The organism is Pseudomonas saxonica (assembly GCF_007858365.1).
GTDB lineage: Bacteria > Pseudomonadota > Gammaproteobacteria > Pseudomonadales > Pseudomonadaceae > Aquipseudomonas > Aquipseudomonas saxonica.
Map to the genome: position 1 here is coordinate 53,473 of NZ_VFIO01000002.1, position 17,117 is coordinate 70,589.

10 protein-coding genes are annotated in these 17,117 nt (G+C 59.8%); 3 read left to right on the plus strand and 7 right to left on the minus strand.

Annotation, left to right across the window (positions count from 1 at the left end):
• Positions 1 to 97: 97 nt before the first annotated feature.
• Positions 98 to 2,134 carry a collagen-like triple helix repeat-containing protein gene (locus FJD38_RS07500; protein ID WP_146384690.1) on the minus strand — a complete coding sequence of 679 codons (2,037 nt, stop codon included), beginning with the start codon at positions 2,132 to 2,134 and terminating at the stop codon, positions 98 to 100.
• Between the two features lie 282 nt (positions 2,135 to 2,416).
• Entirely contained in the window at positions 2,417 to 4,726 is a 2,310-nt protein-coding gene (gene pbpC / locus FJD38_RS07505) for a peptidoglycan glycosyltransferase PbpC (RefSeq protein ID WP_146385070.1), read from the minus strand.
• 119 nt (positions 4,727 to 4,845) lie between these two features.
• On the opposite strand from pbpC, the gene FJD38_RS07510 reads away from it, so the two are divergent.
• Entirely contained in the window at positions 4,846 to 5,139 is a 294-nt protein-coding gene (locus FJD38_RS07510) for a hypothetical protein (protein WP_122784985.1), read from the plus strand.
• A 166-nt stretch (positions 5,140 to 5,305) separates the two neighbouring features.
• Here the strand turns inward: FJD38_RS07510 and FJD38_RS07515 are convergent, their stop codons facing one another.
• A complete protein-coding gene (locus FJD38_RS07515; protein WP_146384692.1) occupies positions 5,306 to 10,183 on the minus strand; it encodes an alpha-2-macroglobulin family protein in 4,878 nt (1,625 codons plus the stop codon).
• 237 nt (positions 10,184 to 10,420) lie between these two features.
• On the opposite strand from FJD38_RS07515, the gene FJD38_RS07520 reads away from it, so the two are divergent.
• Positions 10,421 to 11,764, plus strand: coding sequence for an MATE family efflux transporter (locus tag FJD38_RS07520; RefSeq protein WP_122784987.1), 1,344 nt, complete (start codon positions 10,421 to 10,423; stop codon positions 11,762 to 11,764).
• A 54-nt stretch (positions 11,765 to 11,818) separates the two neighbouring features.
• Here FJD38_RS07520 and speA read toward each other — a convergent pair whose 3' ends face one another.
• The 4 genes from speA to FJD38_RS07540 form a co-directional block, all read right to left on the minus strand.
• On the minus strand, positions 11,819 to 13,732 hold the full coding sequence (speA, locus tag FJD38_RS07525; protein ID WP_122784988.1) for an arginine decarboxylase: 1,914 nt from the start codon (positions 13,730 to 13,732) through the stop codon (positions 11,819 to 11,821).
• A gap of 213 nt (positions 13,733 to 13,945) precedes the next feature.
• On the minus strand, positions 13,946 to 14,317 hold the full coding sequence (locus FJD38_RS07530) for a translation initiation factor Sui1 (protein WP_146384694.1): 372 nt from the start codon (positions 14,315 to 14,317) through the stop codon (positions 13,946 to 13,948).
• 298 nt (positions 14,318 to 14,615) lie between these two features.
• Complete coding sequence (locus tag FJD38_RS07535; RefSeq protein WP_146384696.1) at positions 14,616 to 15,158, minus strand: NUDIX hydrolase; 543 nt, start codon at positions 15,156 to 15,158, stop codon at positions 14,616 to 14,618.
• A 3-nt stretch (positions 15,159 to 15,161) separates the two neighbouring features.
• The gene (locus FJD38_RS07540; protein ID WP_122784992.1) at positions 15,162 to 16,229 is read right to left on the minus strand and encodes a DUF2333 family protein; all 1,068 of its coding nucleotides are present in this window, start codon (positions 16,227 to 16,229) and stop codon (positions 15,162 to 15,164) included.
• Positions 16,230 to 16,502: 273 nt separating this feature from the next.
• On the opposite strand from FJD38_RS07540, the gene FJD38_RS07545 reads away from it, so the two are divergent.
• On the plus strand, positions 16,503 to 17,030 hold the full coding sequence (locus tag FJD38_RS07545) for a hypothetical protein (protein ID WP_146384698.1): 528 nt from the start codon (positions 16,503 to 16,505) through the stop codon (positions 17,028 to 17,030).
• Positions 17,031 to 17,117: the final 87 nt, after the last annotated feature.

Here is a 17,117-nt window from a genome sequence, read left to right on the forward strand (position 1 = left end):
TTACACATGAAAAAAAACGAGAGATTGCTCACAATCTCTCGTCCAACCAAGCGTAGGCGCTGTAGGGAAGGCCGTCGAACCGGCCAGGAGCAATTCGTTAGTTTTTCTTGCCCAAGTTGCCCAAGCCGCCAAGTACGCCACCAAGCGCACCACCCAAACCCGTCGCAGGAGCACCCCCAGCAGCAGGCGCGGCCTGAACCACACCACCGACTGAACCCACCGCTGCACCGACAGTGCCGACCAGTGCGCCGACCGCATTGCCCGAACCCGCCGCAGGAGCACCCGGAGCAGCAGGCGCGGCCTGAACCAGACCACCGACTGAACCTACCGTTGAACCGACAGTGCCGACCAGCGCGCCTACCGCATTGCCTACCGGGTTAGCGGTAGTGCTCTCGACTTTGGCCCCCACACTGCTGACTGCACTGCCCACCTGATTCAACAGTCCGCTAACAGGAGCACCAAGCCCGGTGGCCGCGCCGACATTCTGGGTAACGGTCGTGACCGCCGTGGTGACCGGGTTCAGCGCCGTTGCTACGGTGCCAGTGACAGCGGCTACCGGAGCGCCTGCCGCCGTGTTAGCCACACCTGTGCCGCCCAAAACGGAGCCGGCTGAAGCCACCACATTACCTACGCCTGTTGCATTGCCGCCGCCCGCCTGAACCACGCCATTGGTGCTGCCTGCTGTCAGGCCGGCACCTACGCCATTAACCACCCCGCCAACGGTTTCCAGCAGGCCACTGCCGGCCAGGCCGCCCGAGCCTCCTGTGCTACCACCCCCTGTACCGACTGCCGGATTAACCAGGCCGCCAGCCTTGTCAGTAGCGCCCGCTACCGTGTTAAGCACACCGCCGACCAGACTGGTCACCGGGTTGTTACCCGTTGCCGCTACTTTGTCGCCCAGACCACCGACTGCGGTACTGACCTTGTTCAATACACCATCGACCGGAGCACCGAGGCCCGTGGTTGTGCCGACTTTACCGGTAGTGGTTTCCACCATGGAAATGACCGGCACCAGCACTTTGTCATTCACGGCGCCTGTTACGTTACTCAGCGGGCCAGTGGTTGCAGACCCGGTGAGCGTGTTACCGAGCATGGTGACTGACGTGCCGACCTTGCCAACCAGCCCTCCCGCTACGTCTGTGACTTTGTTGGTCACACCGCCCACGATCGGGATCTGACTGATCATCGTGTTGTCGAGCACAGTGCTGACGCCCGTGCCGACCGAAGTCACCCCTTTACCGATATCCGACACGGCAGTCGTTGCACCCGCAACCGTCAGCCCCAGCGAATCTTTATTGGTGCCCAGCGAGCCGAGGCCGTTGGTCAAGCCTGTGCCCACGGACGTCACTGCGTTGCCGGTATTGGTTACCAGGCCACTGCCCACCGTGCCAACCACAGGAACGGCGACCAAGCTATTGCCGATGCCGCTCACCACGTTGCCGACACCTTGAACACCGGTGCCAACTTGCCCGACTATCTGCCCTGTCACCAACGGTGTGGTGCCTGCACCTGTGCCGCCACCGCCACCGCCTGTGCCGCCACCGCCTGTGCCGCCGCCACCTGTGCCGCCACCACCTGTGCCGCCACCACCTGTGCCACCACCACCTGTGCCACCGCCACCTGTGCCGCCACCGCCTGTGCCACCGCCACCTGTGTCGCCACCACCTGTGCCACCGCCACCTGTGCCGCCACCGCCTGTGCCGCCGCCACCTGTGTCGCCACCGCCTGTGCCGCCGCCACCTGTGCCACCGCCACCTGTGTCGCCACCGCCTGTGCCGCCGCCACCTGTGCCACCGCCACCTGTGTCGCCACCACCTGTGCCGCCACCGCCTGTGCCGCCGCCACCTGTACCACCGCCACCTATGTCGCCACCACCTGTGCCACCGTCAGTTCCACCACCGGTTCCGCCGCCGGTTCCGCCACCGTCTGTACCACCTCCGGTTCCGCCACCAGTGCCATCGCCACCGCCAGCGCCACCGTCTCCACCACCCGTACCACCATCCGTACCGGCCTCAGGGGTGCTTGCCGAAACATGGCTTTTGGAACCGCCGCCACCACTGCTGCACCCTGCGAGGCTTACAGTCATTACCAACAGTAGGGCTGTACTTGTTTTTAACCACAGTTGAGTATTCATGTTCATTGTCCTGGCACACGTAACGACTAAGTTCGAAAGTTCTCTGTTCTGACGCCAGAGATACACTTCATCCGTGTACACATAACAAACCAGGACGCACTTCCAGACAATTCACCCCTTGGTATTAACGCCTTATATAACGCACTGAGCCTCAACCTTAATAACTAATACTTTGGCGTTATTGGTTATTAAAAAACCCTGTGTTTTCAACAGGGCAGATGTTCAATCAATTAAACACGCACCTTCGCTACCCCTTAGGGTATAACCACAATTGATTGCTTGTTACTCCACCACATTGAACCCGACCCGCGCCGTTTGGCCACTTTCATCCAGCACACTGAGTTCGTAACGGCCTACCTGCTCCAGTGCAGTGGTCAAGGTTTGCTCAAAGCCGCTGTCACCCAGCGGCCTGCCATTGAGAAACCACCAGCGCCGGCCATCGCCGCCCAACGCCGACAGGGTAAGCCGCACCACCGCCTGGCTTGACGCCGGGCTGCGCAGGCGATCCCCCTCGCGAACGCCGACAATGGTTAGCTGGGCGACTGAACTCAGCGCCGGCGGCGGGCACTGCGCCGAAGCCAGCGGCAAACGCGCTTCGCGCCGCTCAACACGAGGCAGCCACGGTTCAAGCGGCGCGGGCCACAAGGCGACTACGCGAGGCGTAGCACCGGGGCAGTGCGGCCCCACTCGCAAGCCCTGCGGGTCAACCCAGATGGTTTCGCGCAAACCCGAACCCAAAGGCTGGTCGGCAGCCAGTAAGGTCGGCGGTGTGGTGTGGTCCAACGTCCAGGCAAAACGCTGACGCCGACAATTCACATCAGTGCGATTCAAGGGTTGCCCCAACGGCCAGCAGATTGCCGCGACGCCGACCGTATCGGGTACCGGTGGCACCGGGCTGACAATGCCGCGCTGGCTGTCGCGATTACTCAGCACATCGTGCACTTGCAACATCAGCGGCGCAGCAGAAGCCAGACCAAATTGCCCCGGCACGGGTGTGCCATCGGGCCGGCCGATCCACACGCCGATCAAATAACGCGGCCCTACACCAATCGCCAGCGCATCGCGAAAGCCATAGCTGGTGCCGGTCTTCCAGGCCAGCGCCGGACGCTGAGCCAGTTCGGCCTTTGGATCGCGGTCGGGGCGGGCTTGCCCACTGAGAATGCGCCGGATGATCCATGCCGAACCCGGCGACAGCAGACGCCGCTCGCGCAGTTCGTCCTGTGGCTGTAAACGCAGGGCCGCACTTTTGCCGCCCCGCGCCAACGCGCTGTAACCACTGACCACGTCCTCCAGACGGCTGCCCGCCCCTCCCAGAATCAATGCCAGATTAGGCTCGGCCAACGCGGGCAGGCTGAGCGGCACACCACCATTGCGCAGCTCTGCGGCAAACCGCTTGGGCCCATACGCTTCGAGCAGTTGCACCGCCGGCAAGTTGAGCGACAGCGCCAATGCCGAGCTGGCGGACACCGGGCCACTGAAGCCCATCGAAAAGTTGCCCGGCCGGTAATCGCCATAACGACGCGGCACGTCCTGCAGGAGCGATTCGGAGTGAATCAGTCCTGCGTCCATGGCCAGCCCGTATAAAAACGGTTTCAGCGTAGAGCCGGGCGAGCGCAGGGCATGGATCATGTCGACATGGCCAAAACGTCGCGCATCATTGATATCCACCGAGCCTAAATAAGCCCGAACGGCCATAGTCTCGGTTTCCACCACCACAATGGCCGCCGAGGTGCGATCGGGTAAACGAGCTCGCCAGCCCAGCAATAAATCTTCAAGGCGACGCTGCAAGCCAGCGTCAAGGGTGGTGCGAATCAAAGGCGGACTATGAGGACGGTTTAATCGGCGCGCCAGCAAGGGCGCCAGACTGGGCTCCAGACGCGGCGCCAGCAGCAAAGGCTCTTGCAGCGCCTCAGCCACCGCACCCTGCGGCCACACCTGGTACTCGACAAGGCGACGCAGTACTTTGTCCCGCGCCACTTGCGCGCGCGCCGGGTAACGGTCAGGCCGCAGGCGGCTGGGCGCTTGCGGCAGCACCGCCAATAACGCGGCTTCAGAGTGAGTGAGGTGCAGCGGTGACTTGCCCAGATACGCCCAACTGGCGGCGGCGACGCCTTGCAGCGTGCCGCCAAACGGTGCGCGATTGAGGTACAGCGTGAGGATTTGCTCTTTGTTTAAATGCCATTCCAGCTGTGCCGTGCGCCACAACTGGCGCAATTTGCCGGTCAACGTGCGCTCATGCGGATCGAGCAAGCGCGCGACTTGCATCGACAGCGTGCTGCCGCCGGACAACACCCGCCCCCCGGTCAGGTTCTGCCAGGTGGCACGCCCCAGCGCCAACGGGTTTACCCCGCGGTGTTGATAAAACCAGCGGTCTTCATAGGTCAGCAACGCTTCAAGGTAATACGGCGACACCTCATTGAGGTGCACGGGATAGCGCCACACCCCCTGGGCATCAGCAAAACGCCATAACGGTGTGCCATCTTCTGCCAGTACCACGCGGGCCATATCGTCCTGCGGCAAGGGCAATGGCCAAAGTCGATCCGCCAGCCACAGCAGTACGCATCCCGCCAGCAGGCTGCCCGCACTCCACAAGACGATGTTTTTAAGACGAGAACTCACTCACACTCACTCGTAACGCAACTTTAAGCCATGACTGGTTGCCCAATGGCCATCTCTGGCACAGTGGCCATCTTATTGAACGGAATATATCCATGTACGTAGAAAGCTTCGCTGGAAACCTTGGCCTCTGGCTTGGCCAGATTGTGCACTTTATTGTTGAATCCTTAAGTGGTCTGTTCACGGCCATTACCCAGGCGGGCGGCAACTTCATTGACGGCATGGCCCGTGCCCTGGGCATGGACACTTCAATTGTCAGCATCGCGGTACTGGTGATCGGCTTGTTGTTTTTGTACAACGCCGTACGCGCCTTTATGCGCGCCTCGATCATCGGTGGCGTGATCTGGCTGCTGTTGGGTTTGTGGATCTTGAGCTGGGTGATCAGCTAACCCCTGGCGCTCTTAACGTAGCAGTTGCCGAAGGCGACGTTCGGCGGCGTAGCCGTCGCAAAGCCTAAAGATGCGGTCTTCCAGGGTACACCGCGTGGCAGGCTTTACGACGGCTGCGCCGCCGGACGCAGCCTCGTTCCTTCGGCAGCTGCTACGAGCAAGTCTTTTACCGGCCTTTTATCACCATCTCCCCCGGTGTTTCGCCCACGGCTTGCCAGTTCGGCCGGTACATGGACTCCACCTGCGGCGGGGGTACCCGGTAAGTGCCCGGCGTGACTGCCCGGGCCAGATACAGCAGGTGCGCAGTGCCGCTGCCCTCCAGTTTCAACGCAGCCACATAACGATCATCGCGGTATTCCTGATGCTCCACATTGGCGTTTTGCATGTCCTCGCGCCATTGCTTGACCTCAGTGCTGGCATTCTCAAGGCTGGCAGCACTTTGCCCCAGGTTCTGGTTTTCCAGCTCAAGACCTGCGGGCAGTAAATCCACCACCAAGGCATCCGGCACCGACTGTTTGGCCGTGACCGCGATATGAACCAGCACCAGATCACCACTTTTCAAAGCGTTGAGATCAAGCGGCTCGCCATTCATGCCCAGATACTCACGGCGAATGCTCATGTTTTCACCCTCCGCCACCGGAGCCTGCTGTGGATAACCCGAAATCGTCAGCTGCTGATACACCGTGTCGAGACCTTCGTTACGCACGCTCAGCGGTGTGCCCAGCAGCGGCCCGTCGAGCTTCATACCCGACTGGCGATTGTTCAGCTCGCGGATTTGACCGCCACTGTTGAGTTGAGCTGACCAGTCAACTTCTGGCTTGCTCAACAGGTCACGCCCCGCAAGGAACAGCGAATTGCGTTCTTGGGTCGATAGCCAAGCACTCGCCGCCAGTTGGTCTGACAATTCAAACAGACGCTGTTCACGCTGCGCAGTCATCAAGTCGTTCTCTTCCAGCAACGCCAGAATCAATGCCTGATCGCGTAGCGGGCTGCCGTAATCGCCCAACCATTGATCGCCTTTGCGGGTTACGGCCAAGCCCGCCACCAACGCCTGATCGGCACGCGACTGGTCGCCCATCTTCTGCAAGGCAATCGACAGTTGCACCAGCGGCAGACCGGACAAGGCATCGCTGCGTCGCTCAAAAATGCTGCGCAATGCGCCCAGTGGCGCCTGCTGGCTGCGAGCTAACACCAATGCGGCATACGCTTGAACGGCAAAACGGGTGTGATTGAGATTGTCGCTGTAATCGGCCTCAATCAGATTACGTTCTTGCACATAGCGCATCAGGCGTTGGCTGGCCTGTTGCAGCGCCTGGCGTGGCACTGCATAGCCTTGATCCCTCGCGCGCAAGAGGAAGTCAGTGATGTATGCCGTCAGCCAGTACTCCTCCTGACCGTCCGCGCCCCACAGGCCAAAGCTGCCGTTATAGCGCTGCATGCCTAAAAGACGCTCGATACCCAACTCGATTTTGCGTGTGCGCTCGGCGTCCGGCTCACCTTCAAGCCCCAGCCGTTTGAGCAACGCCGCATCGGCATACAGCGCCGGGTACAGGCCACTGGTGGTTTGTTCGGAGCAACCATACGGATAGGCTTTAAGCGCACGTATTTGCTCGCCCAGGTTCAACGGCGGGCGGCTCGACAAGCTCAACAATGCCTCTCGCCCCTCGGGTTCAAAGGCTTGCAACTCACCCTCAGGCAAAGTCCACGGCTGATCCTTGAGCACAGCGCGGTAGTGCTTGAGCATGGCCGGATACGCCGGGCGCACACCCAGGGTCCACTCGCGGCTGAACGGCGCCAGGGTTTCACCCGGCAGGTTGAGGCCGTTGACCGTCACCTTGACCACACCACTGCCGTAGCCGCCCTGGGCCTTGACCGGGATCTGCAAGGTGCTGCGCTGGCCAGGGCTGAGGGTGACACTCTGCTGTGCATTGCCGAGCAGACTGAGCTGCCCCTCGGCTTCGAGTTGCACCTTCAGTGTTTGCGGGATGTCGGTCAGGTTGGACAGGTCCAACGCCAGACGGGTCTGGTCACCCCCCGCCAAAAAGCGCGGCGCAGCCAGCTCCGCCACCAGGGGCGCTGCCACTACGGTTTTGGCCTGCGCCATGCCGTAGCGGTCGTCCGTCCAGGCCTGGGCCATCAGCCGCAACTCGCCATTGAAGTCGGGGATATTCACGCTGACCTCGCCTTCGCCGTGCTCGTTCAGCGTCACCGGTGCGCTTTGCAGTGCCACGATGTTCACGCTGGTCGCAGGCCGTTTACCGCCTTTGGCCAGCGCCGCATCACCGCCGAAAGCCAGACTGGCCAAACGGCCCTGCCCGGCTTCGATCAATTGCCCATAAATGTCCAACTGATCCGCGCCATACGCCTTGCGCCCAAACAGGCTGGCGTACGGGTCGGGGGTCGGATAGTCGGTGATATTCAGCACGCCGGCATCTACGGCGGCGAGCAACACATGAGCGCTTTCAGGGATGCTGCCGTCTGCATTTTTGACTTTAAACTTAACGGTCAACGGCTGCTTGGGACGCATTTTCTCGGGGGCATCCAGGGTCAACGACAACTTGCGCTGACTGCGATCCAGCGGCAAGTGCAATACCCCGACCGCCCGCTTGGGCGTGACATTGGTTTTGCGTTCGCCGGGACGAATTACCAGCGCGCTGATGTACAAATCGTGGCGCGCCCAGCTCGGGTCGAGTTTGACGTCAAAGGTCTTGCCCTCGGCGGGCACCTCGACTTCTTCCCACCACAGAGGGCCATCGCTGCCTTCAACCAGCAGATAGCCTTTACCCGGTGCCGGCGGCGTGACCGTGACCCGGGCGGTTTCGCCCTCTGCATACGCGGCTTTATCCAGTGTCAGCTTGACCTGATCCGGCCGTACGGCACCGCCTTCGGCGTTGTCTTGCGCACGATAACCGGCCCAGAACCTCAAGCTGCTGATCAGACCGGTACTCGGGTCCTCAACTTCAACCCGGTAAGGGCCCCACTCCACCGGGAAGCTGACCTTGGCGGTTTCTCCAACTTTCAGGTTGACGGTTTCTTCGTTCAGGTTGAGAAACTTCTCGTTGTAGTGATAGCTCCAGCCATCGCTGTCGGAGTAGTTCCAGTAGTAATCGCGGCGCTCGCGCACCAGTCGAACCTTGAGGTTTTCAGCCGCCAGCTTATGGCCGTCCTTGTCTGCCACCAGCAGCTCAAACTCAACCGGACCATCGCCGTCGGTTTCAGTGCCTTCAAACAGGCCGCGAACACCGGGTACCCGCTCGGCGGGCCACACCGGTTGTACCAGTCGGCGGGTGATCGGACGCCCGCCCGACTCTTGCAAGCTGGCTTGAACAATCAGTTGCAGCGGTGACTTGGCCTGGCTCCACTGACTTTGCAGGTGAAGGGTTTGTTTACCATCGGCATCCAGAACGCTCTCGTCCAGTTCCAGATCCTGAGTCAGTTCGCTCTCGGTCACCGAACCAAATTGATAGCCCGGCAAACTGCTGACGGCCTCACGCAACGGGCGCACATAGACTTGCCCACTGAGCCGATTACCGGCTGCCGGTGCGCCGTACAGATAACGACCTGTCACTTCAATGTCAGCGGTTTGATCGGGGCTTAACGGCGTATCGCTTCCCTTTAGCTCCAGGGCCATGCGCTCGGGCAAGAAGTCTTCGACCAAAAACTCATAGAGCTGCGGCTTGCCGTCCCCCAGGTCGAAGACCAACTGCCAGCGCCCGGTCGGCGCCTCGCCAGCCAGTTGCAGCGGGTATTGATAAAAACCCGAGGCATCCGGCGACCAGACAAATTTGCGACTGACTTGCTCGTCGGGGCGGCGCACCTCAACCGTGACCGGTTGCGGCGTGACCGGCTTGCCATCGCGGTCACGCAACAAGGCATTGAGCAACACGGTTTCACCGGGGCGATAGAGATCGCGCGGGCCGAACACAAAGAACTGCAATGGGTGCGCGGTCGGGCCGCCAATGTCGAATTCGGCCAGATCCAGCGCCGCGGTATTCAGACGCAACAGGCTGGTCTGGTCGCCCTGGCGGGCAAGCAGAACTTCAGCCTTGGGTGCAAGCGCGAGTTGCGCATGGCCAGCCTTATCCGTTTTGCCTTGCGCCAGTCGCTTGCCTTTGCCGTCGAGCAGTTCCAGCTCCACATCGGCCAATACCTTGCCGCCTTCCAGGGCCTGAGTGAATACGTCCAGGCGTTTCTGATAACGGTGTACGGACAGGCCTATATCACTGAGGGTGAACAGTGTGGCAGGTGTCGAATAGTTGTAACTGCCTGAGGGTTTCATCACCGCCATATAAACGCCGGGTTGCTGTAACGCTTTGATCCCGGAGGTGGGCAGGATGAGGGTTTCGCGCGTGTTACGCGCCGGGTTCAGATCAAAACGGCCACCGTAAACCAGATCCGCCATGCTCAGCAGGTCCTTGGCTTCGTAGCTTTGCAGGCTGCTGTTGCGCCCCCACTGGGTCAGAAAGGCCGGCAATGACTCGGGTTTGACCCGGAAGAAATCAACATCGACTTTATCGACATTCAGCGCAATGACCGGCAAGCCTTCTGCCAGCCGCGTGGGCAGCACACTGCCTCGGCTGGCAAACCCTACAGTGGGTTGCAGGTCGCGGGTTTCCAGGCGGGCCGTGTACTCGGCGGCCAGTGTGGCGCCGTTCACCGCGCGCAAACCGGGATCAACCGTCAGGATCAACTTGCGCTGTGGTTCGATATGGCGCAGGCGCAGTTCCATCAGGTTATTGGAAAGCTCCCAGGCGCCATCGATCTTGCCGGTTTTGGCGTCCACCAGGTGCAATTTGTCGGTAAGGTTTTGCTGCGGGTCCAGCGGCACCGAGAAGCTGACAGACAACGTACTGGCACCGTCCAACTGTACCTCGGAGACGTCCACCACACTTAACTCGCGCCCGGCATAGCGCTCGGCCAGCACCTTGACGTCCGCAACCGGTTGGGCTTTGGCCGTTGGTGTATCGGACGTTCCCGAGGATGAAGAGTCGCAAGCGCTCAGCAGCGCTAACGCGCAAGCCAGAAACAATCCTTTGTTCAGCATGGGGTACTCATTGACTGGGCAGTTAAGGGGTCGACTATATAACAGCCCGTGTTGAACGGCAGCCCCTCACCCCAACCCTCTCCCGTGGGAGAGGGAGCTGACCTGCTTTGAGTCCCCTCTCCCTCCGGGAGAGGGTTAGGGTGAGGGCTGCCTTTGCCTTTAGTCCCCTCTCCCTCTGGGAGAGGGTTAGGGTGAGGGCTGGCTTGGGCTACAATCGCGCTCCCTCAAGGAGCCTGCATGTCCTCTTCCCTCTTAGCTGACTGGCGCGACCGCCCCACCCATCGCCGAGTGTGGGCGCTGGCGGCGCCCATGATTCTGTCGAATATCTCAGTGCCGCTGGTCGCTCTGGTCGACAGCACCGTCATTGGTCATTTGCCCCACGCTCACCAACTGGGCGCAGTGGCCGTCGGTGCCAGCCTGTATATCTTCCTGGCCTGGATGATGGGCTTTCTGCGCATGGGCACCACCGGCTTTGCCGCGCAGGCCGCCGGGCGTGGCGATGGCAACGCATTACGGCAAATCTTGCTGCAAGGCCTGTTACTCGCCGCAGGGCTTTCCCTGCTGCTGGGCGCTATTGCAATCCCGTTCAGCGGCGTGGCCCTGAGCCTGATGCAACCCTCAGCCGAGCTGCATGAGCTGACGCTGGAGTTCTTCCACATCCGGCTCTGGGGTTTGCCCGCCGCGCTGGCCAGCTATGCGCTGGTCGGCTGGTTTCTGGGCACGCAGAACGCCCGTGCGCCGCTGGCCATTCTGCTGACGACCAATCTGGTGAATATCGCGCTTAACCTCTGGTTTGTGCTCGGACTGGACTGGGGAGTCGCCGGTTCGGCCCGGGCATCGGTGATTGCCGAGTGGAGCGGTGCCCTGCTCGGCCTGTACCTGACACGCGGGGCATTGCGCGTGTATCCGGGCAAGGTGCTGTGGGCCGCATTGCGCGTGTGGCGCAACTGGCAGCCATTGCTGGGGGTCAACCGCGACATTTTCATACGCAGTCTGGTGCTGCAATCCGTGTTCTTTTCCATCACTTTGCAAGGCGCCCGCCTGGGTGATGCCACCGTGGCGGCCAATGCGCTGCTGCTTAACGGCCTGTTGCTGACCGCCCATGCGCTGGATGGTCTGGCCCACGCGGTTGAAGCCTTGTGCGGACACGCCATCGGCGCTCGTGACCGCGAGGCGCTGCGACGCTCGATGGTGGTTGCGTGCGGCTGGTCACTGCTAGCCAGTCTGGCCTTTACGCTGCTGTTTTTGTTGGGCGGGCATTTGTTTGTGCAGATGCAAACCGATATCGCCAGCGTGCGAGAAACTGCCTTCCAGTACTTGCCATACCTTGCGGTGCTGCCGTTGATTGCCGTGTGGAGTTACTTGCTGGACGGCTTGTTTATCGGCGCGACCCGCGCCCGCGAAATGCGCAATGCCATGCTCATCAGTGCCGTGATCGCCTTCCCCGTGGCCTGGGCGCTGCACGGCTATGGCAATCACGGCCTGTGGATAAGTTTCTTGCTGTTTATGGTGCTGCGCAGCGCCACACTGGGTGTCTATGCGTGGCGCATGCAGCGTCGGGATCAATGGTTCAACTCATAAAAAAACGCCGCCCCCCTGTAAGGGAAGCGGCGTTTTTTTACAGCTTCGCGAAACTTACGAAGACAGGTATGAGGAACGCGTCAGGCCCAGCCGCAGCGCGTCCAGATACTGGGTGCGCTCTTTGACGCTGATGTTGGCGCTGGCCACTTTGTCGCGGTAGTGAGTCATCAGCTCCTCCGGCGACAAGTGCACGTAACGCAGCATGTCTTCGATGGTGTCGTGGGTCTCGATACCGGCGTGGTACACGCTGCCATCCGGGTTCTGGTAGATGTTCACCGAGTCGGTATCACCGAACAGGTTGTGCATGTCACCCAGAATTTCCTGATAGGCGCCAACCAGGAAGATGCCCAGCAGATAGTCTTCGCCTTCGTTCAGACCATGCACCGGCAGGCTGGTTTCGATGCTTTGCTCGTCAACGTATTGCTTGATCTTGCCGTCAGAGTCGCAGGTCAGATCTTGCAGCACGGCGCGACGCAGCGGCTCTTCGTTCAGGCGGTGCAACGGCAGAATCGGCAACACCTGGCCAATCGCCCACGTGTCCGGCAGGCTCTGGAAGACCGAGAAGTTGCAGATGTACTTGTCGGCCAGCTTGTCGTTGAGTTCGTCCAGCACCTGACGGTGCGAACGCTGACGCGCTTTCAACGAGTTGTGCAGGCGACGGCACACCGCAAAGTAGCACTGCTCGGCCAGGGCTTTTTCAGCCAGGTTGATCTTGCCGTCTGCGTACTGGGCCGCGATGTCGCTCATGTAGTGCGTGGCACGCCAGTAGGTTTCGGTGACCATCTCAATGTCGGTCGGGCCCAGCAGGTCAACCAGCCATTGCACGGTTTCCGGCAGGCTTTCCTTGTTCTGGATCTCGGGCACGTCGTCGTTGTGCTTCTCGACGTCGGTCACTTGCACCACCAGCATGGCGTGGTGGGCAGTCAGCGAACGGCCGCTTTCAGAGAAAATGTGCGGGTGCGGCAGGCTTTGCGCATCGCAGAACTCTTTCAGCATGCCGACCACTACGCCAGCGTAGTCGTCCATGTCGTAGTTGATCGAACTGGCATTGCGCGAGTGTGTGCCGTCGTAGTCAACACCCAGGCCACCGCCCACGTCGATATGGTCAACCGGCAGGCCGAGGTTACGCAGCTCGCCGTAGTAACGAATCGCTTCCTTGAAACCGTGCTGGTAGTCCGCCAGGTTGGCGATCTGCGAGCCCATATGGAAGTGCAGCAGGCGGATGCCTTGATCCAGACCCGCGGCGCGGAAGCGCTCAACCACCGACAGCAACTGTGCAGCAGACAGACCGAACTTGGACTTCTCACCGCCGGTGTCCGCCCACTTGCTCGACGCCAACGACGACAGGCGCACGCGCAGGCCAACCTGTGGCTTGACCTTGAGCGAGGCCGCTTCTTCGATCACCAGGTCAACTTCGGATTCTTTCTCGATCACGATAAATACGTTGTGACCCAGCTTTTGGCCCATCAGCGCCAGACGAATGAACTCACGGTCCTTGTAGCCGTTGCAAACAATGGTGCCGCCTTTGGGGGCCAGCGCCAGCACGGCCAGCAACTCAGGCTTGGAACCGGCTTCAAGGCCAATCGACACGTCCTTGGTGGCGATGATGTTTTCGATCACCGCTTCTTGCTGGTTAACCTTGATCGGGTACAGCGCGGTGTACTGACTCTGGTATTCCAGACGCTCGATATTGGCATCGAAAGCGCCGGTCAGTTGGCGTACACGGTCTTGCAAAATATCGGGAAAACGCACCAGCAATGGCAAGGACAAGCCACTTTTGCGCAGTTCGTCGACTTGCTCGTACAGATCGATGGGCGAACTGTTCGGGCCGTTCGGACGGACTTCTACGCGACCGGCTTCATTGATCGCGAAATACCCGGCCCCCCAATGGCGAATCCCATAAACACTGCGGCTGTCCGCAACTGTCCATTGGCTGCCATCGTCTTTGCGTGTGCGTCGTACGGACATCGAAGTCCCCTATATAAGTCAAAAAGCCCAACCTGATCGCAGGCTGGCGCAGTCTAAAGCGTGAAAGTGACGATTCGTCTGTGCAGGGTAGACCGCTGCAACAGCTCGGAGTTTAGAAACCCGTCAGAACAGGTTCTGTGAAAACCATGGCCAGCAGTGCCTGAAGCCCTTCAGGGCAGCAGCACAGCTCAACGGTGGTCTTCACAGAAGCTGCTAACCGCCAGACTTCTTGGCTTTGAACCCGTGCTTGATCAACTCGCCAAGCAGCAGTTCGACGTGATCACCCTGGATCTCGATAATGCCGTCTTTCAATGCACCGCCTGTACCACAGCGTTTTTTCAACGTTGTGGCCAGCTCTTTGAGGGCATCTTCAGCCAGTGGCACACCGGTTATTGTCGTAACCGTCTTGCCACCACGGCCCTTGCTTTCGCGGCGCACGCGAGCAATGCCATCACCGGCAGGGATCTGGGTTTGTTTGCAGGTACAGGTGTCCACCGGCTGACGACAGTCCGGACAGTGACGACCTGCGTCGGTGGAAAATACCAGGCCACCAAGGGCGGCGAAGGATGCGGCTTTTTTGGCCACCGGCAATCCTCATATGGAGGACAAAGAATTGGCCGGTGCAGGACGCGGGAGCGCCACGCTATACCGACCGCGAAGCCCCACTCTGGCAGGGGCAGCGCAACTCGGGCGGGAAAGCCGCCCGAGCCTGAAAAAGGTCGCGCAGTGTAACGACAATTTCGCCGTGGCCCAAGAGCCAATTGGCGCCAATTTACAAATCCTGCGCCTTAACCGGTAGCCGCTGCCGCAGGCTGTGACAAGGGCTATCGGGCCTTAAGGATTTCGGGGCCGCTATGCACCCCATCGCAGCCTTCGGCAGCGGCTACAGGGTTTGGCTTTGAGCAAGATACCGTTTCAGGGCATCCAGTGAATCGGGGCAGAAATTCTGCTGTTCACTCAAACGCAACGCTTTGGCTACCGGCATAAATAACGCTTGCTGAACCTCTTCAGGTTGAACCCGCAACGGGCCATCCCAAACCGCCGAAAACACGCCGCACCACAGATGGTTTTGCGGGCCCTCAAAATAGAAACGCTCATGGGCCGTCAGCGGCACATTTCTGACGCCCAGTTCTTCATCCAACTCGCGGGCGGCCGACTCGGCGTAGCTTTCATTCACGCCCACCATGCCGCCTGCCGCCACATCCCAAAACCCCGGGTACAACGCTTTGCTCAAGGTGCGCTGATGTACGCACAATTCGCCCGACGAGTTGAACAAAAGAATGAACGTGCCGCGCCCGATCAACCCTTGCTCGCGCAGTTCATGACGCGGTTTGGCACCGAGCACGCGGTCATCACGGTCGACCCAGACCACTTGTTCAACATCCGAGGCCGCACGGTGCGCGGCCTCATTGACTGATATAGACATGCCTTAGCCTTGTGACAGCAGTTGACGCAAGTCCATGACCGCCGCGTTGGCGCGGGAAATATAGTTGGCCATGACCAGCGAGTGGTTGGCCAAGACACCATAGCCACTGCCATTGAGAATCATCGGGCTCCATACCGGCTCTTGCGCAGCTTCCAGTTCACGAATGATCTGACGCACGCTCACCGTGGCGTTCTTCTTGGCCAGTACATCGGCAAAGTCGACCTCGATGGCCCGCAGCAAGTGCGACAACGCCCACGCTTGGCCACGCGCTTCATAGAACACGTTATCAATCTGCATCCACGGGGTTTCGACAATTTCTTCGTCAACCACCGGGACTTGCCCCGGTTGCAAGCTCTCGGTTTTCAGCGCGCTATTGAGCTTCACACGCCCCACGCTCGCCGACAGACGCTGCGACAGCGAGCCCAAACGGGTACCCACATCGCCCAACCAGTTGTTCAGGTTGTCGGCTCGTGCATAGAACAGCGCGTTTTTCTGACTCGGATCAGACAGTCGCGCCTGATAACGGCTCAGAGAATTGATGCCTTCCTGATATTCGGATTCGCTGGACGGCAGCATCCAGCTCTTGTTGTCAAAGTTGAAGCGCGGTTCGGCCTTGGCCAGATCAGCATCTTCAGCCGACTGTGATTGCGAACGGGCAAAGTCTTTACGCAAGGCGCGGGTCAGGTCACGCACCTGCACCAGCACGCCATATTCCCAGCTGGGAATGTTGTCGAGCAGCACACCTGGCGGCAAGCGGTCATTGGACAAATACCCCCCAGGCTTATTCAGCAAAGTACCGGCTACCGTTTTAAGTGTTTCGACGGTGGTGAAGCCCGGCACCATTTGCTTGCCTTCTTTTTCGGCGGCCATTTGCGCATTTTGCTGAACCGGGAACAAGTCAGGCTCCTGGCTCCAATACCACCCCAGACCCAGGCATACCACCACGTAAATGCCGAGCAAAACGGCAATGGAGCGGCTAAGCAGAATACTTTTGAAATAGCCACGCGGCTGCGCGTGGCTTTCCTTGACCGACTCGCGGGCACTGCCCTCACGTTTCTTCCAGTCCAGCATGGCCATATCCTTTCAATATCAGGTTCAACAATTCGACCACAACCCTAACCCATCGTGCTGCCTGTAGGTGCACGTTTTTAAATCAAGGCTTAATGCATCTCTTTTTCAGAATGGCCTTGTCCCGTCATTCGACTGACACCCTATAGAAGAGTACTTAGGCTGCCACCCGCCCTCCACCTGATACTTATGACAGTAGCCGTTCTGGCTCAAAGGCGTTTTACTTGACCCGCGTTTTAAACGATTGAAACCCTGTATTTCACAGGCGGCACTGCCATGAGAATCGTCATTTTCATTGTGCTTCTGCTCTTCGTCCCGCCCGGCAACAGCGCAACCTTGCATATAGAAAACAACTCCAGATACCTCGCTGTCATTATTCAAAACACGGGCGGCTATCCCTGTTTACACCCCCCCGAAACAGTCAACCCGTGCCTGGTGCCTCCGCAAGCCCACTTTGCTTATGAGCTGGTGGACGATGAAGTCGCAAACGAGAGGCTGTTTATTGTTTCGATGCCCGCCCAACTGGACGCTACCCATGACGCGCTTAACAAACACCCGTTCAAAAGTGTCGCCAGCTATACGTATCGACCCAGCGGCCCGTTGAGATATGAACAACTGACGTGCCACACCCCGACAAATGAAGGGATCGGTATTCGGCTCGTACTGGAAGGCATTGTTGATGTTACGTGCAATGTCGCCAACGATCAGCGTGTGACATGGGTCTATAAACGTAACGACATCAACTTGAAGTTGATCCTCTATGACCTTCCCGCCCTCAAAAACCCGTATCGCTCCAATCCATAACAATACGACGCGTGCACGCGCGCTTCCGGGCATCGGGTATCAGCACAGCTCAGGCCACTCCGTTATCATGCGCCCACGTTTGATTTG

Bases quoted from the DNA above. Each gene is read 5' to 3' on its own strand.
- FJD38_RS07515 (WP_146384692.1), bottom strand. From the start codon at position 10,183: ATGCTGAACAAAGGATTGTTTCTGGCTTGCGCGTTAGCGCTGCTGAGC.
- speA (WP_122784988.1), bottom strand. From the start codon at position 13,732: ATGTCCGTACGACGCACACGCAAAGACGATGGCAGCCAATGGACAGTT.
- FJD38_RS07540 (WP_122784992.1), bottom strand. From the start codon at position 16,229: ATGCTGGACTGGAAGAAACGTGAGGGCAGTGCCCGCGAGTCGGTCAAG.
- FJD38_RS07510 (WP_122784985.1), top strand. From the start codon at position 4,846: ATGTACGTAGAAAGCTTCGCTGGAAACCTTGGCCTCTGGCTTGGCCAG.
- FJD38_RS07545 (WP_146384698.1), top strand. From the start codon at position 16,503: ATGAGAATCGTCATTTTCATTGTGCTTCTGCTCTTCGTCCCGCCCGGC.
- FJD38_RS07520 (WP_122784987.1), top strand. From the start codon at position 10,421: ATGTCCTCTTCCCTCTTAGCTGACTGGCGCGACCGCCCCACCCATCGC.
- FJD38_RS07535 (WP_146384696.1), bottom strand. From the start codon at position 15,158: ATGTCTATATCAGTCAATGAGGCCGCGCACCGTGCGGCCTCGGATGTT.
- FJD38_RS07500 (WP_146384690.1), bottom strand. From the start codon at position 2,134: ATGAATACTCAACTGTGGTTAAAAACAAGTACAGCCCTACTGTTGGTA.